Below are 23,331 nucleotides of genomic sequence, written 5' to 3'. Positions count from 1 at the left end.
ACAGATATCAATGGGGATTAAAAAAGATGACCCCTGTTCAATACAGGAATCATCTTTTGTCGGCGGCTTAACCCTTTTTTTCAAAGTGTCCTTGACGTAGGGTCCAGTTTACTGGCGGGGTCCTTTTTATTTTCCGAAAAATAAGGGTTGATGTAGGTATGAATTTGATTAATAATGAAGATTAGACGATTTTTATAGATACAAAATATGTATATTTATGCATACAATCTATTCTGAAAAGGATTATTACCATGAATTCTCGAAGGCAACTGCTTTTTTTAGTAACTTCCTTTAGTATATTGAGTATTTTAACATGCTCAAAGCTCGTTCTAACCTACTACTCGACGGGAAACGCAACGCAGACGACGTTGGCCAAGCAGTATATTACCATTGCGAAAGATATGGCTGACGGACTTGATAAATCCGCGTACGAACGTTTCCTGCAAACCAAGCAGCCGGATTCCGCCATCATTCAGTATCTCGAGGAGTACCGCTCCCGGATCCATGCTTTGTACGTCTATACCCTGCTTCTGGATGACACGGATGTAGCCAAGGTGATGCTGTCGGCGGTTCCTACTTCGTCCGAGCTGCTGCCGATTGGCTCCGCTTGCACCGTGCCGCCCAAACAGGTCAATCAGGCGAAAGACGGCTTGGTGTATTATACCGACATCATCAAGGATGAGTCGCATGGCGTCTATTTGTCAATTGGCGTGCCTATTGTCAGCGAGTCCGGGAAGCTGCTTGGCGTCATGGCCATCGATATTGATGCCAGCCAGCTGGAATCCATCAGCCAAGAGGTTATTAACAGCAACAAGGTCGTCTTCACCATCGACATTCTTTTTGCCGTCATTTTGCTGCTCGCCTTTTTCGTCCTTAGAAAATGGCACAAAACCCGGTTGAAGCAGGATCTTTACGAATCCGAGCAAATATATATTTCCGAAATGGGAAAAGTCATCGATTCCATCAAGTCCAGCCGTCATGACCGGATGAACCATCTTCAGGTTCTTCACGGCTTATTAACCTTGAAGAAGTATGACAGAGCTACGGAATATTTGAAGCAGATGGCTGCCGACTCCAGGGCTCTTGATCTATCGATGAAAATCAATAATCCCGTTGTTCTGATCTTGTTCCAGAGCAAATGGGAGCTGGCTCAATCCAAAGGCATTGAGATGCAGTTTGAGACCGATACCGATGAATTCAGCAAAATCGAATCGATGGATCTGGTCAAAATATTCTCGAACCTGCTCGACAATGCCATTGAAGCTACAGATGTTTACGAAGGCAAGCTGCCGCGGCGTATTTTAGTGACCTCCCGCTCCAAGGGCGTAAAAACCGTCTATACGGTAGAAAATCCGGCAATCTTAAACGCGAAGGATCAGAAGAACTTGTTCCACACGGACGGATATACGACTAAAGCGAATCCAAACGCGATGCGTGGCAACGGGCTGTCGATTATCGCAAAGACGGTTCATAAATATAACGGCGATATCCGCTTCCGTTATGAGAACGAAACCGTAAAGATTCAAATTACGCTCTAATAAAAAAAGGACCTTCCGTCGGAAGGTCCTTTCCTATTATTTTTTCCGCTGCCGAAGCTCCTGGTTCTGGCGTATTTTCCCTTCCATCCCCTGCTCGGTCGCTTTGTAGATCGTTACACCCTTTAAGTTGTCCGGCAAATATTGCTGACTCACGTAATGGCCGGGGTAATCATGCGGATACTTGTAACCCTCGTGACCAAGCTGCTGGGCGCCTTTGTAATGCGTATCCCGCAGATGAAGCGGCACTTCGGCTTGTCCCGCCCCCTCGATCACGGACATCGCTTTACCGATCGCAATCGCTGCCGCATTCGACTTTGGACTCTCGACCGCAAACAATATGGCCTGGGCAATATTGTATTTCGCCTCCGGCCAGCCGATCTTATGGTATGCATCCATAGCCGTTACCGCCTGCACCATCGCCTGCGGATTGGCAAGACCGATATCCTCGCTGCAGGCCACGATAAGCCGCCTGAGGAAAGTCATCGGATCCATGCCAAGCTTTTCGACCGCATAAAGAAACCAGAACAAGGCGGCATCGCTCGAGCCCCGGATACTCTTGTGGAACGCCGACAGAACATCATACTGCGTAGACGTATCCGCCCTGACGGTTGGCTTCCGGATCGATTCCTGCGCAACCTCCATCGTAATCCGGACCGAACCGTCCGGCTCCGAAGGCGTTGTTACCGCTGCGAGCTCCAGCGCATTCAGCGCGCGGCGGATATCGCCGCCCGCCATCGCCGCGATGTGCTGAAGTACCTCTTCCTCGGCATGAAGCGTCATAAAGCCAAGCCCGCGGTCCTTGTCCGTCAAAGCCCGCTTCATGGCCTCCAGCGCATGCTTCTCATTAAGCGGTTCCAGCTGGAACAGCGTTGAGCGGGACAGCAGCGCCCCGTTCACATGATGGAACGGATTCTCCGTCGTTGCCCCGATAAATATAATGATCCCCTGCTCAACGGCCGGCAGCAGCGCGTCCTGCCTAGACGTGTTAAACCGGTGTACCTCATCGAGGAACAAAATCGTTTTTTTGCCGTACATCAGCTTGTTTGTCTTCGCCGTGTCAATGACTTCCCTGACGTCCTTCACCGACGCGTCTACCGCGTTTAGCTTGACGAACTCCCCTGCCGTACGTTTCGATATAATATTCGCGAGCGTCGTTTTGCCGCAGCCCGGAGGGCCGTACAACAGGATCGACGATACCTGGTCGCCTTCTATCGCCCGGCGCAGCAGCTTGCCCGCTCCAATGATATGCTCTTGCCCGATATAGTCATCCAGCGTCTCCGGCCGCATTCGATCGGCAAGCAGTCTTGCCCGCGGCGTCTCCGCCTCCTGATAGGAGAATAAGTCCATTATGAAGTCACAACCTTTTTACCTGCATAAATACGTTACTATGATGATAGCATACTCGCACATACGTTCGCTACCACCCGGAAATGGGACTGTTGCCATATTTTTTTGTTAAAACCTAGTTAATTTGTAGGTATTACTATAATATTTCACTACTAAAGAGCCGATATAAATTACAGGAATATATTTCCTTTGTCATGCCGTGCAAAATGGATGGCAAGCCACGAGAGGGAACTTAAAGAGATAAAAAACATTAGACAGAGAGAGAGGATAAGGAGAGTTGTGTTTTGTTCAAATCTGTGAAGAGCGAATGGGAATTAGCGGTGTTCAACAGCATTTGGGTCTCTGTATGGGAGGAAAAGGGCTATGAGCTCGAGCATGCGGCACAGGTCGTCGAACGGTACCTGGCTGTAGCCGAGGATGGACAATGCGTAGGAACGTCCGAAATTAAGCCTTACCTGCCCGGCCTTAACGAGATCGATACGGTCGCTCCTTTCCATCAGCATGACAAAATCACCGAAGATCCCACCCGCGTAGCGGAAATCGATAAAATCGCAGTCTTGCAGCATCATAGAGGACAACAGCCGATCTCGGATTTATTATCTTCCGCCGTATACTGTGCCGAGAAGTACAATTTCCGCTACTTTATATCGCTGCTGGAGCCCGTATTCTACCGTGCTTTACGAATTACTTTCCGTGTTCCGATGGAAAAGGTTGGCGGCAAAACGTTCTACAAAGGAGATGACGTCATTCCCGTTATTTTCGACATGGAATCGATCTACCGAAATAAAGAACAATACAACTGGCTGGACTATCCGTCCGCCTCGCATACCAGATCTGCCAGCAGAGCCATGTAAGCATTATAAAACCACTGTGTAAAGGTAGAGATCACGACTATGACCAAAGATCAGCTTATACTCGACAAACGGAATCGTTTATTTGTAAAAATTTTATGGGGACTGCTTGCCCTGGGCCTTCTCGCCGATCTAGGTGCGGGTCTCGGGACGGATATGATTGTTCTGCTGGCTGTCGTTGGCCTTATCAGCTGCGGCCTGGCAACCTTTATGACTTACAAACGGATTATGGTCCAGTACATCATGTACGTCGTTCCGGTCATTCTAACCGCCTTAACGGTGCTGCTGATCGTATCCGATCCGCATCCGATTATAAGTACATATTTCCTCGTCTACGTTAATATTGCCGTCATGACGCTCTATGCGGATTATAAACCCATCATTTTCACAGGCGTTCTCGGCATGGGCGTCAGCACGTACATTTTCCTGGATCCCGATTTGCAGCAGCAGTTGTTCCCGAATGATTCCCTGCTCTATCTGTTCCTATATCTGATCTTTGCGACGGTCGCGCTCTCCTTCTCCGCGAAATTCAGTCAACGCCTGCAGTCCGATGTTACAAGCGAGCGGCGCGAAGCGCTGGAAGCGAAGGAGCTTACCGAAAAGGTCGTCGAGAAGCTCAAATCGATGATTCTTATTCTTGGCGAATTCAGTAACGAACAGAAAGGCACCGTCGAATCGACCGGTCAGATCTCGCGCGAGGTCACTACTACCTTTGCGGAAATGTCCGCCTCCATTGAGAAGCAGACTAGCATGGTGCTTAACGTCAGCGATTCTGCCCACACGATTGAAACGGCCGTCTCCCAGCTTCGCGAAGGCTCAACGCAATTGCAGCAATATTCCGCGGATACGGCCGTGCTTACCGTAGAAGGCAATGAGCTGATCCAGACCTTAACAACGGATGTGAACAGCGTCAAGGCGATTATCGCCCAGACCGTTTCCCTGATGGAGCAGTTGATTGAGCAGAACGAGCAAGTAAGCTCGATCGTTGGCTCGATCCGGGAGATTTCCGAGCAGACGAATCTTCTGTCCCTGAATGCGGCAATCGAAGCTGCCCGCGCCGGCGAGCATGGCCGAGGTTTTGCCGTTGTTGCCGGCGAGGTTCGCAAGCTCGCTGATAACGCGCATATTGCAGCCGGAGAGATTACGAGCATTCTGAGCACCATCCATACGTCGGTTACAGCCGTAAGCGAGCAGGTGCATCTCGGTCAGCAGGCTGTGGATACCAGCTACGAAGCATCGCAAAAGGTAGAGAGCATTATCAAGCGGATCAACAGCAATACCGAGCAGGTTAAGCAGCAATCCGATACCGTTGGCGAATCCTCTAAACAGTTGTATGACCAGTATTCCTCCATCTCAGACGAGATGACGGGCATGGCCTCCATAACCGAGCAGAATATGGCATCCGTTGAAGAGGTTTGCGCCAGCATGGAAACGCAGGATGTGAAGATCGGCCATCTCGTGGAAGGTTACGCGCAGCTCGATGTCTTGATCTCCGAGCTTAAGCAATTAGTTGAACCAACAACCAAATAACGTGAACAACAAAACCGCGAGCGGATTCCGCTTGCGGTTTTTGTTCGATTAACAGCCCCGTCCATTAATGACTTCTCATAGTAAATCGACAAAAAAATACAAAGCTTGATATAATGATTCAACATACATAGTTGCAGGTGGGCGGAATACTTATATGAGTTTATTTAAGCTGGATTTCTTGAAGAAAAATAAGAGACAAGAGGATATCCCGATTCTTTCCGAGTTGTTTAATACGTCCTTGTTTGATCATCGGTCAGACATCTTTCTGCTATTCGATCATAACGGACGGCTGACCGAAGCGAATCAGGCCTTTACGAATACATTAGGTTACACCCTGGAAGAGTTCAAGCCTATGACTTACGGTTCCCTTTTACCGGGCAATCAGCATCAACGGGCAAAGGAGCATTTCGAAAAGCTGCTGCATGGCGAAATTCAAATTTTCGAAATCCGCGTTCTTCATAAAACGGGCCAATTCATCGACTTGACGGTTACCGCTTTCCCAAGAAAGATGAACGATCAAATCGATGGTTTCTACGCCATTGCGAAGGATCTGTCGGAAATCAAATTAATGGAGCAGAGATACATTTCCCTGTTAAAAAATATGTTCAGCGCTGCCTTTATCATCGATTTGCAAGGCAACGTCCTTGACGTGAACGATGCGGCCGTTAAATTAACCGGCTACGGCAAAGAGGAGCATGTCCACTTTAGTCAATTCATTAAGCCTGGGGACCTTGAGCAAACGATGGCTTATAACCAGAGGGCTCTTGAAGGCGAAACTCTGTCTTTTCAAATTGCCATTCTTCACAAAAACGGGCATAGCGTTGATGTCATCACGACCCTCTCCCCCATTTTTATGCATGAGCAAATTACGGGCATCATTGGAATAAGCAACGATATCTCGGACGAAACAAAAAACAAGCAATTATTTCAGATTAACAAACAACGCTACGAATCCCTGTTTGAACAGAACCCCGATGCGATCTCTTATTTTGATTTGAACGGCAACTTTATGGATTGCAACTCCGCGCTTGAAAATATATTAGGCTACTCCAGAGAGGAATTATTGTATTCCAACTATAGTCACTTGATTGCCGAATATGAAAGGGATAAAGCCCAATTCTATTTCGATCAGGCACTGCAGGGCACGGTCCAGAGCTACGAACTGGAATGCCTGCATAAGCAAGGTCATCTCGTTTACATGAAACTGACAAAGCTTCCTATCAAGGTTGACAACCGTATTGTCGGGATTTATTCCATCGCCAAAGACGTCACAACAAGAAAACAAGCCGAGAACGCCCTCATCGAAGCCGAATCCAAATACCGCAGCCTGGTGGAAAAATCGATTGTTGGCGTCTACATTATTCAAAAAAATATCATCTTGTATGCCAATCCCCATCTGATAGACATGCTTGGTTATAAAGAAGCGATTATCGGAATGAGCATTTGGGACATTGTGTATCCGGACGACTACTCGTTTGTAAAACGAAACATTCAAATCCTGTATAACGAATCGGATGCCATCCGGCATCCTCTCCGCGTGTTAACGGCGGAAGGGAAAATGCTTGATGTCGAAATGTATTCCAACCGGATCATGTATCAAGGCTCCCCTGCCGTCATTGGTACCATCCTTGATGTAACGGAGCGGAAACGGGCCGAGGAATTGAATGCTTTTCTCGCCTATCACGACTCCTTAACCGAGCTGCCTAACCGTAGAAAGTTCGAAGAGATACTGGAGAATACCTTGGAGACAGCCAAGATAACCCGCCGTCATTTCGCGGTCATGTATCTCGACATGGACCGCTTCAAATATATCAATGACTCATTAGGGCATGCCGTTGGAGACCAGCTGTTGATTGCCTTTGCCAAACGGCTGCAGGAGCAGATCAGGGAGAACGATTTTGCGGCAAGAATGGGCGGGGATGAATTTACCGTCATTCTTCCGCATATCCGGGACAATAACAGCGCGATCGAGGTCGCGAGGCGTATTATCGAGAAGACCCGAGAGCCCTTTTATATCGAAGATCACGAGCTCTTTATTACAACGAGCGTAGGAATCAGCATCTATCCTAACGACGGGGACGATTCCTCTACTCTGATGAAAAAAGCCGACTCCGCTCTTTATCGGGCTAAAGACCTTGGTAAAAACGGTTATCAGATTTTCACCTCCTCGATGAACGTGCAGACCTACAAAATCTTTACGCTCGAGAAGGATCTCCGCAAGGCTATTCAACGTGACGAGCTGGTGATGTATTATCAGCCCAAGGTGAATATCCATACGGGCGAAATCGTTGGCGCGGAGGCGTTAATTAGGTGGAATCATCCTGAGTGGGGACTGATAGCACCAAATGAGTTTATACCGATATCGGAAGAAACCGGATTAATCGTGTCGCTTGGAAATTGGGTTAAGCGTACGGTATGCCGGCAAAACAAAGAGTGGCAGCTTGCGGGTCTAAAACCTATTCCGATCTCGATTAACGTAACGGCAAAACGGTTTCTATCCAAAGATATTTTGGATGCCACCCGGCAGATTTTGGCCGAGACCGAGCTGGAACCCCGTTACCTGGAGATTGAAATTACGGAATCCTCGCTGCTTGAAAATGCGGAAACGGTCATGCATACCCTTGATGCGCTGAACAAGCTTGGCGTTACCATCTCGCTTGACGACTTTGGAACGGGCTACTCTTCCTTATCCTATCTGAAACGATTCAAGCATGCGATCAACATTCTGAAGATTGACCGGTCGTTTATTCATGACCTGCATCAAGGCAGCGACGATAATGCTATTATTAGCACGATTATTCAACTCGCCCAGCATATGAACATGTCGGTTGTCGCGGAAGGGGTAGAGACCGAGGAACAGCTTCATATTCTCAAACTTCTGAAATGCGATCTGGTTCAAGGCTATCTGTTCAGCAGACCCGTGCAAGCCGAAGCGTTTGCCGAATTGCTAAAGCGCAGATTCCTGACTCCCCTTATCAAAGGAGCCGATGCCCCATTCGAGAACAGACGGGCTTATTTCCGGGTTCATCTCCCTCACCCTATCAGTGCTTTAATGACCGTCATCGAGATAAACGGCAGAAGCATTGAGCTTGGCAAAACGGAAATCGTCATCGAAAATATAGGAGCGGGAGGCTTGCGATTCTTATCTTCCATCCAGCTTGCCGTCCATCCCGGAATTCTGTTAGAGATAGAAGCTCAGCTTCTCTACAAAACCTTTAAGCTATACGGCAAGGTTGTCTGGCTAAAGGAGCCGGAACCCGGCATTTATCAATACGGCTTGGAATTCCAGATCGATGGCCATGAACGAACGCCGTTAACCCGTGTTCTCCACGCGTTATCCGTGCAGCTTATGAAGAACCCGATTGTTCCCGGCTGCAGATTCATAAAAGAAGACAGCATTCCATATCTTCGTGCCTTCTCCGACCATCGCTCCTCCCTCTAATCTCAAAAAGAACCGCAAGCGAATCCCCCGCTTGCGGTTTTCTTTCTGCCCCTCCCCCGCAGGATCTATTGGCATTGTGATTGCTTGCTATTGTTTTGGTTCGTGTGGGAATGGATTGGAAGGTAAGTATCTCCTGGAGGAGCGCAGCGTTTGCCTTTGCTGGTGATTTGCTACCTTAGACATTGTTCATGCAAATCACCAGCAACAGCAGCCGGAAGGAGATACTTTCCTGTAAATCCATCATCCCCATGCTACAAAAATAAAAAGGCTGCCCAAAAGGACAGCCTTCCCTCTATACTTCAATTCCATGCTTCGCCAAAAGATCCTGCACCACTACGCTTACCATGATAAGTCCGGCAACCGGAGGCACAAAGGCGTTGCTCGCAGGCGGCTGCTTCGCTTTGCGGATCTCCGGAGCATTCTCCGGCACGATGCGCTGCGTCACGTCTTCGCGAGGCTTCTTGGGCAGCTCGTCGGAGAAGACCACCTTCACGCCTTTCTTAATGCCGTCCTTACGCAGCTTCGTGCGTACGACGCGCGCGATTGGATCCGTATGCGTCTTCGAGATGTCCGCAACCGTGAATCTAGTCGGATCCATCTTGTTGGCGGCACCCATGCTGGAGATGATCGGAATTTTCCGCTCCAGGCATTCCTTGATCAGATGGACTTTATACGAGATCGTGTCCGAAGCATCCACGACATAATCAAGCTCATAAGCAAACAGCTGCTCATACGTCTCTTCCGTATAGAACATCCGCAGGGAGATGACATCGCATTCCGGATTAATCAGCTTAATCCGGTCGCGCATCAGATCAGCCTTCGGTTGTCCCACCGTTGTGGTGAGCGCATGAATCTGGCGGTTCACGTTTGTAATATCCACAACATCCTTATCAATCAGGATGATTCGGCCTACGCCGGTCCGGGCAAGAGCCTCGGCCGCGATGGAGCCTACGCCGCCGATGCCAAGCACGGCGACGGTACTCCCTCTCATCACGTCGAGGCCTTCCGGGCCAATCGCAAGCTCGGTACGAGAAAATTGATGCAGCATAATTCGTTGCCGCCTCCTAAAAAGAATTGTCACCTAAACAGCCTTATGGCTGTTCGTGATGATTCTTACATCGAAAGCATAAGCTTAAGCTTGCTTATTGCCTGCAGCAGCCGCTTCCGGCTTAGGCTTCAGAACAGTACGGATATGAAGCTGCTCAAGCTGCGACAGCTCGACCGGAGACGGTGCATCGCAGAGCAGGTCGGTTGCGCTTGCCGTTTTCGGGAATGCGATGGTCTCGCGCAGGTTCGTGCGGCCTGTCAGCAGCATAACGAGACGGTCGAAGCCAAATGCGATACCGCCGTGCGGAGGCGTACCGTAGTCGAATGCGTCAAGCAGGAAGCCAAACTTTTCATGCGCTTCTTCCATGTTGAAGCCAAGCGCACCGAACATTTTTTCCTGAATATCGCGCTTGTAGATACGCATCGAACCGCCGCCAACTTCGTAGCCGTTCAGAACGATATCGTACGCTTGCGCGCGGATTTGTCCCGGATCCGTCTCGAACAGGTGAAGGTCTTCTTCCTTCGGACGCGTGAACGGATGGTGAACCGCTACGTAACGTTTTGTTTCCTCGTCCCACTCGAGCATAGGGAAGTCAACCACCCACACGAACTTGAACTTGGAGTCGTCGATCAGACCCAGCTCACGGCCGACTTTCAGACGCAGGTTGCCAAGAACGTCGGCAACAACTTTTGCTTTATCGGCGGAGAATGTCAAGAGGTCGCCCTCTTCAACGTTCAGACGTTCAGTCAATGCCGCGATTTCTTCCGGCTTCAAGAATTTAACGATTGGACCTTTCCACTCGCCGTCTTTAATCGTGATCCATGCCAGGCCTTTACCGCCGTAACGGGCAGCGAACGGCTGCAGATCGTCAAGCTCTTTGCGGCTCCAATGGCCGCAGCCTTTTGCGTTGAACGCCTTCACGACGCCGCCGCCTGCCGCAACGCTTGCGAACACTTTAACGTCGCTTGTCGCAACGATATCGGTAATATCTTCGATTTCCATGCCGAAACGAAGGTCCGGCTTGTCGGAGCCGTATTTGTTCATTGCATCCGCATAAGTAATGCGTTGGATCGGAAGCTCAACCTCTACTCCAATCGTTTCGCGGAACAGGCGTGCAATCAGCTGCTCCATCATGCCGAGCAATTGATCTTGCGTCAGGAACGAAGTCTCGATGTCGACTTGCGTGAATTCCGGTTGACGGTCTGCGCGAAGGTCTTCGTCACGGAAGCAGCGAGCGATTTGGTAGTAGCGCTCAATACCGCCGACCATCAGCAATTGCTTGAAGATTTGCGGCGATTGCGGTAATGCAAAGAATTCGCCTTCGTGAACGCGGCTTGGTACCAGGTAATCACGAGCGCCTTCAGGCGTGCTTTTCGTCAGGATTGGCGTTTCAACGTCGATAAAGCCTTCACCGTCAAGGAAGTCGCGGAATACTTTTGCCGCTTTCGAACGAAGCAAGAGTGTTTTATGCATTTCCGGACGGCGCAGGTCAAGGTAACGGTATTTAAGGCGAAGCGATTCGTCTACTTCAACGCCGTCTTCAATTGGGAATGGAGGCGTCTTTGCCGCGTTGATTACTTCGATCTCCGTAACGCGGATCTCGATTTCGCCTGTTGCCAGGTTTTTGTTAACTGTTTCAGCATCACGTTCTACAACCGTACCTTTAACAGCCAGTACGAATTCGTTACGTGCACGATCAGCGATTGCCAGGGCTTCGCCGGAGAAATCAGGGTTAAATACGGTTTGCACGATACCTGTACGGTCGCGCAGGTCGATGAACAAGACACCGCCAAGGTCACGGCGGCGTTGTACCCAGCCGTTCAATGTTACTTCTTCGCCAATGTTGGCTTTTGTTAAGGTGCCGCACTGATGAGTTTTCAGCATCATAATGGATGTAACTCCCCTTTGTTATTAGTTGGATTTCAGTTCAGAAGCAAGGCTTGCAAGCGCCACAACGCGTTGCTCGCCAGTTGCCATTTCCTTCAAGGCAATCTCGCCGCGCGCAAGTTCGTCATCGCCGAGGATAGCCGTATACCGGGCTTGCAGACGGTCTGCCGATTTCATCTGCGCCTTCATTTTACGGCCCAGATAGTCCCGTTCCGCGCGGATACCGGAGGTGCGCAGCTCGTAGACCAGTCTTGTTACTTCCCGTTCTGCCGCTTCGCCCAGCGCTACCACGTACACGTCAATCTGATGAGCGTTGTCCAGCTCGGCTTGTTGATGCTCAAGCAGCATAATCGTGCGTTCAAGGCCAAGACCAAGTCCTACGCCCGGTTGATCCGGTCCGCCGATCTCGGCTACAAGTCCGTTATAACGGCCGCCGCCGCCAATCGTATCGATTGCGCCGATCCCCTCCGCTTTGTATTCGAAAGCGGTGTGCGTGTAATAATCAAGGCCGCGAACAAGTCTTGGATTAATCGAGAATGGAATGCCCATATCCGACAGGTACGTTTTTACCTTGTCAAAGTGGGTATTGCATTCCTCGTCCAAGCTGTCGAGAATCGATGGCGCCTCTTCAAAGCGGGCCTGATCGGTCTTGCAGTCGAGTACGCGAAGCGGATTACGCTCCATACGGGACTGGCAGTCCTTGCAGAGCTGCTCGCGCATCGGCATAAGGAAAGCAAGCAGCTTCTCCCGGAAGGCTGCGCGAACCGCGGGCGTGCCAACGGAGTTAATCTCCACGCGTACGCCCTTTAGACCTACCTCCGTGTAGAAGGTATACCCGAGCGCAATAACCTCCGCGTCAATCGCCGGCTCCACCGATCCAAGCGCTTCGATCCCGAATTGGTGGAACTGGCGGTATCGGCCGGCCTGCTGGCGCTCATAACGGAACATCGGGCCGATATAATACAGCTTCGAAACATCCGGTTCGCCGTACAATTTGTTCTCGACGTACGAACGGACAACGCCCGCCGTTCCTTCCGGACGTAGCGTAATGCTGCGATCGCCGCGGTCCGTGAAGGTGTACATCTCTTTCTCCACGATATCCGTCGTTTCGCCTACGCCGCGTTGGAACAGCTCCGTAGCTTCAAAGATCGGCGTACGAATCTCACGGAAATTAAAGCGTCGGCAAATGTCGCGGGCTTTCTGCTCCGCATACTGCCAGCGCTCAACTACTCCAGGCAATATATCCTGCGTGCCCGGTGACTTTTGAAAAGCCATTGCAAACCCTCCTATAAAGAATTGTCGCGTCTTTTTGCGATGATTCTTGCCTCGTAAGCGTAATCCTAAAAAGAATTGTCGCGTTTTTTGCGATGATTCTTGCTTCGTAAGCATAATCCTTAAAAAAACAACTCTTAATCACGCAAAAAACTCCCGCCCCTAACGACATGCCGTTAAAGGCTAATCGTTAGGGACGAGAGTTGAACTCCCGTGGTGCCACCCATATTCCGGACAATCCAGTCCGCTCATTAACGGTTAACGCCCGTTACACGCAGATCGGCTATTGGCAATGATCCTGCGGATCATCCGTTCACCGTCTGTTCTCCGGAAGGTCTATTCATCCTGTCACCATAAAGACGCTTGCAGCCTAGGCGCCTCTCTCTGGGTACGTGCACGGGATTACTTTGTTCCATCAACGAATCAGAATTTTATATACTGAGTCCTAATTCTAACCGTGTCGACAAAATAAGTCAATAGTCAATCACATTTCCTCAGTATGCCTCTTTTTGGACAAAAAAAAACCTGCAGCCATCGTTGCAGGTCCAGAAATTATATTTTTAAAAAGGGGGTCGAGATTTATTATAGGATAGCGATGTTAAAAAACCGTTATAAACTCATTACAGTAATATTACAAAATAGAAAGCGGTTCATTTGCGAACATTCGACTTTGAAGCAAAAAAGCTGCCCGGCAAGAGCAGCCCTTCGCTTATGTTCGACTTACATGCGTCCGCCGGGCTCTCGCCGGTTCGAAGGGAATGCGAAAAATTCCTCCGCCGTCTCCACTTGCTCCTCCAGCCTCGACATCACGATCGCTTCGCGGCGATCCGTATGAAGAAGTCTGCGGGAGGCCCGCTCCACGCCTTGTTCCTTGCGGGATTGATGCATAAGATAAGCTCCTTCTGCCAACAGATACTTGAGGCCGATTAAGCCATGCCTGTCTCTATTGTTGCCAGCCTGAGCCTATCTTACCCGCTATTTACTGCTTGCTGTCGATAATTAATGTCACGGGTCCCGAGTTTACGAGAGCAACATCCATCATCGCGCCGAAACGGCCCGTCTCAACAATCAAGCCAGCCGCACGAAGCTGCTCGTTGAACCGATTGTAGAGCGGTTCTGCCAACTCCGGACGTGCGGCAGCCATAAAGTTCGGGCGCCGCCCTTTCCTGCTGTCCCCGTACAACGTGAACTGCGAAATCGATAGAATCTGTCCGCCGACGTCAACGACGGAGAAGTTCATTTTCTCATTCTCGTCCTCGAAGATCCGCAGACCCGCTACCTTATCCGCCATCCAGCGGATATCCTCTTCCGTGTCTTCATGCGTGATTCCGACGAGAAGCACGAGACCGTTATCGATTGCCCCAACGACTTCCCCGTCGATGGTTACGCTTGCCTGCTTGCTGCGTTGCACAACTACCTTCACTGCGGGTAAACCTCCAACTAGCTGTTCATAATGCGCTGAACGGAGTAAACATCCTGAACGCGTTTGATTTTCTCTACTACAGAGGACAAATGATCAATATTACGGATAAGCACGGTCATATGAATCATGGCCATTTTGTTTTTTACCGAACGGCCCGTAACCGCCGAGATATTCGTTTTGCTCTCGGACACGGCCTGCAGAACTTCGTTCAGAAGTCCCGAACGGTCATGACCGGTGATCTCGATATCTACGCTATAGTTGGATTCAATCGAATCCTCCCACTCCACCTCGATGACGCGGTCTGCCTCTTCGCCCTCCGAATTAAACGGAATGTTCTGGCAGTCCATCCGGTGAACCGACACGCCTCTGCCGCGGGTGATATAACCGATAATCGTATCGCCCGGAACCGGGTTGCAGCATCGCGCAAAGCGGACCAGCAAGTTGTCGATTCCTTTTACCGTTACGCCATTGGTCGGTCGGTTCTTGCGGTGGCCCGGAGATTTCATCTCCTTCGGCTCGGAGGTCAGCTCAATCAGATTGGATTTCTCCGCTTCCTTGCGAAGCTTCTCCGTCAGACGCGTACAGATCTGGGCAGCTGTAATGCCGCCGAATCCGATTGCCGACATCATATCTTCAATATCGTTGAAATTGAACTTGTTCGCCACTTCCTGCAGCTTGTCGTCGCTCATCCAGGCAGACGGCTCAACGCCCAGGCGCTTCAGCTCGCGCTCGAGCAGATCGCGGCCTTTGGCCACGTTCTCCTCCCGCTTCTCGCGCTTGAACCATTGGCGGATCTTGCTGCGCGCGTGGGAAGATTGTGCAATCTTCACCCAGTCCTGACTAGGACCGTAGGAATGCTTCGACGTTAAAATCTCGATAATGTCGCCGGTCTTCAGCTTGTGGTCAAGCGGTACAATCCTTCCGTTAACCTTCGCGCCGATCGTCCGGTTGCCGACCTCCGTATGGATCCGGTATGCAAAGTCCAGCGGTACCGAGCCGGCAGGCAGCTCAATAACTTCGCCGCTTGGCGTAAATACAAATACAAGATCGGCGAAAAAGTCCATCTTGAGCGATTCCATAAATTCCGAGGCGTCGCGCGCTTCGTTCTGGAGCTCCATAATTTCGCGGAGCCAGGACATTTTGTCCTCGAAATTGTTGTTTGGCACAATCGTGCCTTCCTTGTAAGCCCAATGGGCTGCGATACCGTATTCGGAGGTACGGTGCATATCCCAGGTACGGATCTGCACTTCCGTCGGCTCCCCGTTTGGTCCGATTACCGTCGTATGCAAGGACTGGTACATGTTAGCCTTCGGCATCGCGATATAGTCCTTGAACCGACCCGGCATCGGCTTCCACAGCGTATGAATAATGCCAAGCGTGGCATAACAATCTTTAATGTTGTCTACGATAATCCGGATGGCCATCAAATCGTAAATCTCGTTAAACTGTTTGTTTTTGACGGTCATTTTCTTATAGATGCTGTATATATGCTTCGGACGGCCCGAAATATCCCCATCGATGCCCATCTCTTCGAGCTTCTCTTTAATCCGGCCGATGACATCGGAAATAAACAGCTCGCGCTCCGCCCGCTTCTTCTTCATCAGATTCGCGATCCGGTAGTATTGCTGCGGATTCAAATACCGCAGAGCGATATCTTCCATTTCCCATTTAATCGCGGAAATACCGAGCCGGTGAGCAATCGGGCAAAAGATTTCCAGAGTCTCGTAGGCGATACGCCGCTGTGCTTCCTCGGACTGGAACTTCAGCGTGCGCATATTGTGAAGGCGGTCCGCCAGCTTGATCAGAATAACCCGGATATCCTGCGCCATCGCCAGGAACATCTTCCGGTAATTCTCATTCTGCTGCTCTTCCTTCGAACGGAACTTGATCTTCTCGAGCTTCGTAAGTCCGTCGACCAGCATCGCGCAGGTTTCGCCAAAATTCGCGCGGATGACCTCAAGGTCAACTGTCGTATCCTCTACCACATCATGCAGCAGCGCTGCAATAATCGACAGTACGTCCATTTGCATATCCACGATAATTTCCGCAACGGCAACAGGGTGAAGAATGTAAGGCTCCCCTGATTTGCGCACTTGTCCGTGGTGGGCTTGGTCCGCAAATTCATAGGCTTCCCTGATGCGTACAAGATCCTGTTCTTTTATATAGGCCGACGCCTTTTCGATTAACTGCTCTATGCCCATGAATTGTCCTTTCCGAACGCTTGACTCCGATTCGCGCATTTTCCGAGTTTTCTTAATATTATGCTGGAAGTAGGCATCCGCGTCAACCTGCATCCCTCACCAAATTTCGCGCAAGGAAGCTAAACGGATTCGGCCGGAATGCGAATATGAACACGTGTACCTTCTCCTTCCGCACTCTCAATCGCCACGCCAAAATCTTTGCCGTAATAAAGCTGGATCCTCTCATGTACATTACGGATTCCGTAGCCTACGCGTTCCACACCTTCTCCGCTAAATATATGGAAAATCGTCTCCTGAGGCATGCCGTTGCCGTTGTCCGCAACGAGCAAATGGACAACCTCCCCTTCCAGATAGCCGCTCACCCGTATATCAATCTGGTCTCCGCGCCAAGCATGCTCGAGGACATTCTCTACAAAAGGCTGTACGATCAGCTTGACGGTCGTGAGTTCGACAATTTCCGGGGAAATATTATAGTCGATTCGGACCCGGTCGCCGTATTTAATCTGCTGGATGTCCATGTAAGCCCGGACCTGCTCGATTTCCTTGCCGATCGGAATAATGGTCTGACCTTCATTCAGGGACAAGCGGTAAAACTTAGCCAGGTTCATGACCATCTGATGCTGCTTTTCAACCTGCCCGAATTTGGCCAGCCGGCTGATCGAGGATAACGTATTATATAAAAAATGCGGATTGATCTGCGCTTGAAGCGTTTCCAGCTCCGCCTCTTTCTTTTTCAAATTTGTCGTATAGACCTCTTCAATCAGGTTTTGCGTTCGTTTGCCCAGCTCATTAAGCGAAGATGCAATCGTCGTAAATTCATCGTTGCCGCTGTAATGAATCCGCCGCTGGAAGTCTCCTTGACGGAAGGATTGAAGTACGGACATCACTTTTAATACCCGCCGTGAAAACGTTCTCGAGACAAAAGTCGCCATTAGCAAAATCAGTACGCAGCTCGCACTGCAAATAATCAACGTCAGCAGCTTGACCTTTTGCGTATCCTTCTCTAACACCGAGGATGGCACCATAGCCGTGAGACTCCAGTTCAGACCGGGAAGCGGTTGCCGGATAACGAGATAGTTTTTGCCTCTCCCCTCATCCCACAATTGCTCCGTCGACTGCTCTGTTGCTCCCGATGCATACAAAATATTCCGGCTGCCATCGGTAATAAACAAGGTGCTGCCTACGCCAATCTTGCGGGAATCTACGCTCTGGAACAAATCGGACAAATAGACGCTGATCCGCATAAAGCCGATCTCTTTCGGCTTTGCCGACTCCAGATCAACTAACCGCCGGAGCAGCGATATCCGTTTGTAGCGGCCGTCATCCTCAATCTGCTTCCACTGCAGCGTTTCGCCGTATTGCTCGGCCGGATATGATTTATACCAGGGCTTCTGCGTAATCCGGTTCAAATGAAGCAGATCAAAGAACTTGCCCTTCATGGCAAGAGGATCGATATTTTTGGTGTCGTAGTAAACTTCCGGCAATGTCTCGTTGCGCAAATAAACGCTCAGCCACATGCTGCGGTTCGTCGATTCGATGGTCTGCCGGAACTTCGGAAGCAGCAGCTTGGTTGTTGCTTCATAGCTTACCCAGCCCTCCTCGTAGTGGAGCAGCTGCTTCGACAAGGTTGTATCATAATAGAGAAGATCGGATAAGCGGACCGTATCCTCCAATTTATAGACGACGTTATCTTCGATTTGCTTCAATGTTCCTTTAATGGTATTCGTCGTGTTCGAACGGATCGAATCCGTCATGATGTCGCTTGCGAAATAACCAAGCAGAAAGATCGGTATAATGATCAGCATCATATAAGAGATCAGCAGCTTGATGCCAAACGGAATAAATTTGCGGGGATGATTAGTGCCAGTAAGCGGCGATTGCAACATATTAGCAGTGTCTCCTGAATTCGATTGGCGTCATTCCAAAGGTCTCTTTAAACTGCCGGCTGAAGTAAGGCATGTAGCGGTAACCCACCTGGTCAGCCACCTCATATATTTTCACCTTCGGATCCTTCAGCAGCTCTCCCGCCCTTTCCATCCGCATCGTGATGACATATTCACTGAAGCCTACACCCATCTCTTCCTTGAACATCAGACCCAAATAGTTAGGGGAAAAAGCAAACCGGTCCGCCACTTCCTTCAGCGTCAGGGAACGGTTCAGATGTTCCTTCATATAGGCGGTGACTTCTTGAATGAGCTTCGTATGCTTGCCGGGTTCAACGGAAGCGGTCTCCGGCAGCAGCTGATAACGGGGAACCGTACGTTTGGCAGCCTCCCGCCATTGCCTTTCTTCCTCTTGCTTTCTCGATACTTCATCCAGCTCCTTGGTCACATGAACCAGCGCGTCAACAAGTTCGGAGTCGTCCATCGGCTTCAGCACATAACTGTACGCCCGAAGAGACAAAGCTTGCTTAACGTAATGGAAATCCTGATACCCGCTGACGAATATCACTCTAAGTCCCGAGCAGCATTCAGTCTCCTGCGCCTTGCGCGCAAGCTCCAGTCCGGACATGCTGGGCATATGTACATCCGTAACGAGAATATCGATCTTCCCGCCCTTCAACACCTCATAAGCATCAAAGCCGTTGTTGACGGCTGCCACAACCTCAAGTCCAAGCTCTGTCCAGGGAATAAACAAACGCATGCCTTCCAGATCAAGCACTTCGTCATCCGCAATCAACACCTTATACATGAGGCATCTTCCCCCGTTCCCGCAGAGTGGTTAAGCCGTGAAACGGCAGAACCGCCCCTATGCATAGGGACGGCGCCGACCGCTTGACCAAATTATACTCCAGCATTAGCCTGGATGTTAATTGCCTTTTATGCTTTTTAAATTTTCCTGCCATTTCGTTGTCTTGTAAGCAAGCAGCTTGTCATAGCCAATCGCTCCGGCATCCTTCTGCGCTTTGTCGAGGATTGCAAGAACTTCTTCATCGCTCTTCGCGTACAGCGCTTTTGCTCTAGCTTCTTTATATAGCTCCTCGAAGGTTTGAGCGATAATGCCTTCCTCGGAATCCGGAGCCGGCGCAAGGTTGATGAATTCCGTAGCGTTCTTCTGCGTTTTCCACGTAATCGCATTTTGCCAGCGCGCTTCCCAAGATTGCTGCTCTTCAGGCAAGGTCAGCTCGAATTTCATTTTGGACGTATCGATAAAGACGGTGTTGCCGTTCCATTGGAAGTTAACCGTTGCATCCATCATTTTCGTGCGGCCTTCCACGTCGGAGGTGTAAGCATCCGTAAAGATTGGGGAACCGTCCGCGTCCGTGCCTTTCCAGTAGATGCCTTCAGGACCCCAGAACAAGGTGCGCGTGCCTTCAGGACCAGTCAGGTAATCGAGGAAAGCGAAAATTTTCTCCGGATCTTTAGCCGATTTGGTAATAACGCTTACGTTCCAGCCGAGCTGCGTGTAAGTGCCTGCCCAAATTTTATTCTTATCGAGTCCTGCTTTATGAACCGGCCATACCATCATGTAACCGGAATTCGGATCTTTCTTCTTCAGCTCGGCATCGCCAACCGCGCCGTATTCCGTTGGGCTGGCACCGGCAAATACCGCGGCCGTGCCGTTATAGGCCTGCTCCTTCACTTGATCCTTCGTTTGCGTCAGGGCATCCGGAGACATCAGCTTCTCGCGGAACAGCTTGCTTGCGAATTGCATCGACTCACGGAAGACGGGGTCAAGGAACAGCGAAGTAAGCTTATCGCCGTTAGGCACGGCACGGTTCGAAACATACGCCGGCGAGTAATCCTCTCCGAAGGCCGAATACAATACGTCTAGTCCTTGGCCGTCAATCGCCAAATCCGGGTTAAACGGCGTTACGTTCGGATATTTTTCTTTGACCATTTTCAGATAGTTGTAGAAATCATCCGTTGTTTCGAGAGCCGGCTTGCCGAGCTCCTCATAGATCTTTTTATTCAATAGATAGCCGGCGTTGCCGTTAGGCTGAGACGTATACCAGTTCGGGAACTGATAGATCTTGCCGTCTTTCGAACGCAGCATATTGATTGCTTCTTCGCCGACCCATTTCTTGAAGTTCGGATATTTATCGAGATAATCGTCAAAAGGAACCAGCATGCCCGCTTCGCGCAGCTTCTCTACATCCGCTCCGCGGTCCATCCAGATGACATCCGGAAGGTCTCCGGAAGCAATCATGGTGTTCAGCTTCTGTGCGGCATTGCCGCCCGATTGAACCGGCGTAATATCGACCTTCATATTGTCCTTAATCCATTTGGTTGCTTCATCCCCGCCCCAGGCAGGCATCGAATACCAATCGTAATGCCCGTAAAAAGAGAACTTCAGCGGCTCGCTGCCAAGCTTCCATGCTCCCGAATCGCCAGCCGTGTTCGCGGGCGACTCGCTTTCAGCCGGCTTTTGGCTGTTTGTCGCTGCCGGTTCGTTATTTGTCTTGTTTCCGTTACCGCTGGAGCATCCCGTCATTGCCAAAGTGATAGCCATTACGCTTGCTAGTCCAATCGTTGCCGATTTCCTCCATCTGCTCATCTTCATAATACCCCTCTCTCCCATGCTTTTAATTATGTTCAGCGGAAGCGGATTTGTCGATCCATGCTGCCCGGCAAGCGTATCCGTTTCACGTTGAAAACGCTGGTTGGACGCAAGCTCCCTACTCCTTCAAAGAGCCTACCAATACCCCTTTTACGAAATACTTCTGCACGAACGGATACACGGCGATAATCGGAATGGTAGCCACCATCATCGTAGCCATCGAGAGCGACTTGCTGGTCACGCTTTTCATCGAGCTGAGCCTGCTCTGGGAAGCGGAATCCAGCTGCGAGAACTGCTCGCTCATAATATTGGAATTCAGAATCTGCTGAAGCATCGTCTGAATGGGAATAAGCTTTTCCTTCGTAATGTAGAGACTTGGGTAAAACCAATCGTTCCAGTGCCCCACCGCCGTAAATAAGGCGAGCGTAGCGATAACGGGACCGGATAGCGGCAGAATAATGCGGAAGAACGTTGCCCAATAGCCGCAGCCGTCGATTTGCGCCGATTCCTCGAGACCTTTGGGAAGCCCCTGGAAGAAAGTCCGGAATATAATCATGTTCCATACGCTGATCAAACCCGGAATGATAAAGACAAGAAAGTTATCCATAAGGCCGAGACCGCGGATTAACAGGAAAGTCGGGATAATGCCGCCGCTGAAGTAGAGCGTAACAATGCAGGCGATCATATAAAACTTGCGGCCGATCAGCTCTCGCTTGGTCATGCCGTAAGCGAATATGGCGGTGAACAGAATAGAGCAGGCTGTGCCAATCACCGTCCGCATGACGGAAATATAAAATCCGTTGATAATCCGTTTGTCCTGGAAAACGATTTCGTAATTATCGACCGTAAATGCCCTCGGCCAGAAGGTAACGCCCCCAAGCGCCGTATCCATACCTTTGTTAAACGAGATTACCGCGGCGTTCCAGAACGGATAAAAGGTAAAGAAGGCGATAACGGTCAGGCTGATATAGACAAAGATCGATAAGCTTTTATCGCTTAAGCTGGATTTGATTCTCATACGCGGGCGGTCCTCCTTATGCGATTATGTGCTTGCCTTACCATAAGCTGTTGCCGGTTCTTCTTGCCAGCAGATTGGCGAACGTGAGCAAGCCAACGCTGATAACGGCCTTGAACAATCCAACCGCCGTCGCATAGGAGAAGCGCTGTCCCGTTATTCCCGTTCTGTACACGTACGTATCCAGCACATCCGATACGTCTCTTAGAACCGGATTAACGCCGAGCAGGAGCAGATCCTCAAAGCCAGCGCTAAGCAAGTTGCCGATTGCGAGAATAAGGAAGATGATGACGACCGGCATGATCGTTGGAATCGTAATCATAAATATTTGCTTGAACCGGCTTGCTCCGTCGATGGAAGCCGCTTCATACATGTTTGGGTCAATGCCGGCAATCGCGGCCAGGTAGACGATAGAGCTGAAGCCGATCTCCTTCCAGACCCCCGTCGTTACGATAATCGTCCAGAAGTATTCCGGAATGGACAGGAAGCTGATCGGTTCTTTTATGAGATGCACGGACTGGAGCAGGATATTCAGGCTGCCGTTTTCCACCGACAGGATCGACATCGCAAAGCCCGACACGATAACCCACGATAGGAAATGCGGCAAATAACTCACTGTCTGTACAACGCGCTTGAAGTACATATTCTTTACCTCGTTCAGCATAAGCGCCAGAAGGATTGGCGCCGGGAAGCCGAATAAGAGCTTCAATACGCTGATGATGATCGTATTTCGCATCACCCGCTCAAACTCAGGCGCATGGAAGAACATTTCGAAATGCTTAAGCCCCGCCCAAGGGCTGTCCAGAAACCCTTTAAAGATGCTGTAATCCTGGAAAGCGGTCAATACGCCGTACATTGGTATGTAACTGAATACGAAAATGAGCAGAAGAGCCGGAATAACCATCAACTGCAAATCCCATTGCTTAACGAACCGTACCAGCTTGGATTTGCGCTTTAGCGCTTGCTCTTTCTCTGCAACGGCTGCGGTGATCTCTGTCATTCGTTGTCCCCCTAAAAAGAATGGCAACACGTTTTTGGTTGCGTTTCTTGCTTCGCAAGCTTCAGCTAGAAGCGAGTGCCTTGCTTATATTTTAGAATCAGAGAGGGTTCGTTTCTATTTGCCGGACCAACGAAAAATGATACATTTCAATTGATTTATGTTATTTTTCATAACACTCCATTCCGATGTATGCGGTTGCAATTTAAGTCCGGAAAATGAATCCGTTTCCACCTTACATCTCTTGAAAGGTGTATGAAAACAAAAAACTGCCCCTTTC

The 23,331-nt window shown here is 50.0% G+C and carries 17 protein-coding genes; 5 read left to right on the top strand and 12 right to left on the bottom strand.

All coding sequences use genetic code 11. From position 1 onward, the window contains the following. Window positions 1-71, top strand: a 71-nt coding sequence (locus tag WFJ73_RS33420; protein WP_442955964.1) for an IS3 family transposase, incomplete at its 5' end; no start/stop codon positions are given. 297 nt (window positions 72-368) lie between these two features. Then, window positions 369-1,538, top strand: coding sequence for a GHKL domain-containing protein (locus tag WFJ73_RS18450; protein ID WP_336774440.1), 1,170 nt, complete (start codon window positions 369-371; stop codon window positions 1,536-1,538). Between the two features lie 36 nt (window positions 1,539-1,574). On the opposite strand, the gene WFJ73_RS18445 is transcribed toward WFJ73_RS18450, so the two are convergent. Continuing rightward, the gene (locus tag WFJ73_RS18445; RefSeq protein WP_336774439.1) at window positions 1,575-2,885 is read right to left on the bottom strand and encodes a replication-associated recombination protein A; all 1,311 of its coding nucleotides are present in this window, start codon (window positions 2,883-2,885) and stop codon (window positions 1,575-1,577) included. 284 nt (window positions 2,886-3,169) lie between these two features. Between WFJ73_RS18445 and WFJ73_RS18440 the strand changes: the two genes are divergently transcribed. The 3 genes from WFJ73_RS18440 (at window position 3,170) to WFJ73_RS18430 (ending at window position 8,708) form a co-directional block, all read left to right on the top strand. Further along, a complete protein-coding gene (locus WFJ73_RS18440; protein WP_336774438.1) occupies window positions 3,170-3,739 on the top strand; it encodes a GNAT family N-acetyltransferase in 570 nt (189 codons plus the stop codon). 39 nt (window positions 3,740-3,778) lie between these two features. After that, entirely contained in the window at window positions 3,779-5,266 is a 1,488-nt protein-coding gene (locus WFJ73_RS18435; RefSeq protein WP_336774437.1) for a methyl-accepting chemotaxis protein, read from the top strand. 154 nt (window positions 5,267-5,420) lie between these two features. After that, window positions 5,421-8,708: a PAS domain S-box protein gene (locus WFJ73_RS18430; protein ID WP_336774436.1), complete on the top strand. Its 3,288-nt coding sequence runs from the start codon at window positions 5,421-5,423 to the stop codon at window positions 8,706-8,708. A 292-nt stretch (window positions 8,709-9,000) separates the two neighbouring features. Here WFJ73_RS18430 and WFJ73_RS18425 read toward each other — a convergent pair whose 3' ends face one another. From WFJ73_RS18425 to WFJ73_RS18375, 11 genes are all read right to left on the bottom strand, one after another. Beyond that, a complete protein-coding gene (locus tag WFJ73_RS18425) occupies window positions 9,001-9,756 on the bottom strand; it encodes a tRNA threonylcarbamoyladenosine dehydratase (RefSeq protein WP_127494508.1) in 756 nt (251 codons plus the stop codon). Window positions 9,757-9,840: 84 nt separating this feature from the next. Beyond that, window positions 9,841-11,643, bottom strand: coding sequence for an aspartate--tRNA ligase (gene aspS, locus WFJ73_RS18420; protein ID WP_336774435.1), 1,803 nt, complete (start codon window positions 11,641-11,643; stop codon window positions 9,841-9,843). Window positions 11,644-11,667: 24 nt separating this feature from the next. After that, on the bottom strand, window positions 11,668-12,918 hold the full coding sequence (gene hisS / locus WFJ73_RS18415) for a histidine--tRNA ligase (RefSeq protein ID WP_336774434.1): 1,251 nt from the start codon (window positions 12,916-12,918) through the stop codon (window positions 11,668-11,670). A gap of 717 nt (window positions 12,919-13,635) precedes the next feature. Continuing rightward, the gene (locus WFJ73_RS18410; RefSeq protein ID WP_015845938.1) at window positions 13,636-13,803 is read right to left on the bottom strand and encodes a hypothetical protein; all 168 of its coding nucleotides are present in this window, start codon (window positions 13,801-13,803) and stop codon (window positions 13,636-13,638) included. A 91-nt stretch (window positions 13,804-13,894) separates the two neighbouring features. Then, window positions 13,895-14,338, bottom strand: coding sequence for a D-aminoacyl-tRNA deacylase (gene dtd, locus WFJ73_RS18405; RefSeq protein ID WP_127494515.1), 444 nt, complete (start codon window positions 14,336-14,338; stop codon window positions 13,895-13,897). Window positions 14,339-14,355: 17 nt separating this feature from the next. Further along, on the bottom strand, window positions 14,356-16,539 hold the full coding sequence (locus WFJ73_RS18400; RefSeq protein ID WP_127494517.1) for a RelA/SpoT family protein: 2,184 nt from the start codon (window positions 16,537-16,539) through the stop codon (window positions 14,356-14,358). Window positions 16,540-16,658: 119 nt separating this feature from the next. Further along, window positions 16,659-18,425 (bottom strand): sensor histidine kinase, encoded by a 1,767-nt coding sequence (locus tag WFJ73_RS18395; protein ID WP_336774433.1) that lies wholly within the window; start codon window positions 18,423-18,425, stop codon window positions 16,659-16,661. Window position 18,426: 1 nt separating this feature from the next. Beyond that, on the bottom strand, window positions 18,427-19,230 hold the full coding sequence (locus WFJ73_RS18390) for a response regulator transcription factor (RefSeq protein WP_336774432.1): 804 nt from the start codon (window positions 19,228-19,230) through the stop codon (window positions 18,427-18,429). A 117-nt stretch (window positions 19,231-19,347) separates the two neighbouring features. Beyond that, the gene (locus tag WFJ73_RS18385) at window positions 19,348-21,042 is read right to left on the bottom strand and encodes an extracellular solute-binding protein (protein WP_336774431.1); all 1,695 of its coding nucleotides are present in this window, start codon (window positions 21,040-21,042) and stop codon (window positions 19,348-19,350) included. 115 nt (window positions 21,043-21,157) lie between these two features. After that, complete coding sequence (locus tag WFJ73_RS18380; protein WP_336774430.1) at window positions 21,158-22,057, bottom strand: carbohydrate ABC transporter permease; 900 nt, start codon at window positions 22,055-22,057, stop codon at window positions 21,158-21,160. 37 nt (window positions 22,058-22,094) lie between these two features. Continuing rightward, entirely contained in the window at window positions 22,095-23,054 is a 960-nt protein-coding gene (locus WFJ73_RS18375; protein ID WP_336774429.1) for an ABC transporter permease, read from the bottom strand. Between the last annotated feature and the right edge of the window lie 277 nt (window positions 23,055-23,331).

The sequence above is a fragment of the Paenibacillus sp. MMO-58 genome (assembly GCF_037146255.1).
In the GTDB taxonomy this organism is placed as follows: Bacteria; Bacillota; Bacilli; order Paenibacillales; family Paenibacillaceae; genus Pristimantibacillus.
The sequence above is the reverse complement of the archived record's forward strand: the minus strand, read 5'-3'. Positions and strand labels throughout refer to the sequence as shown.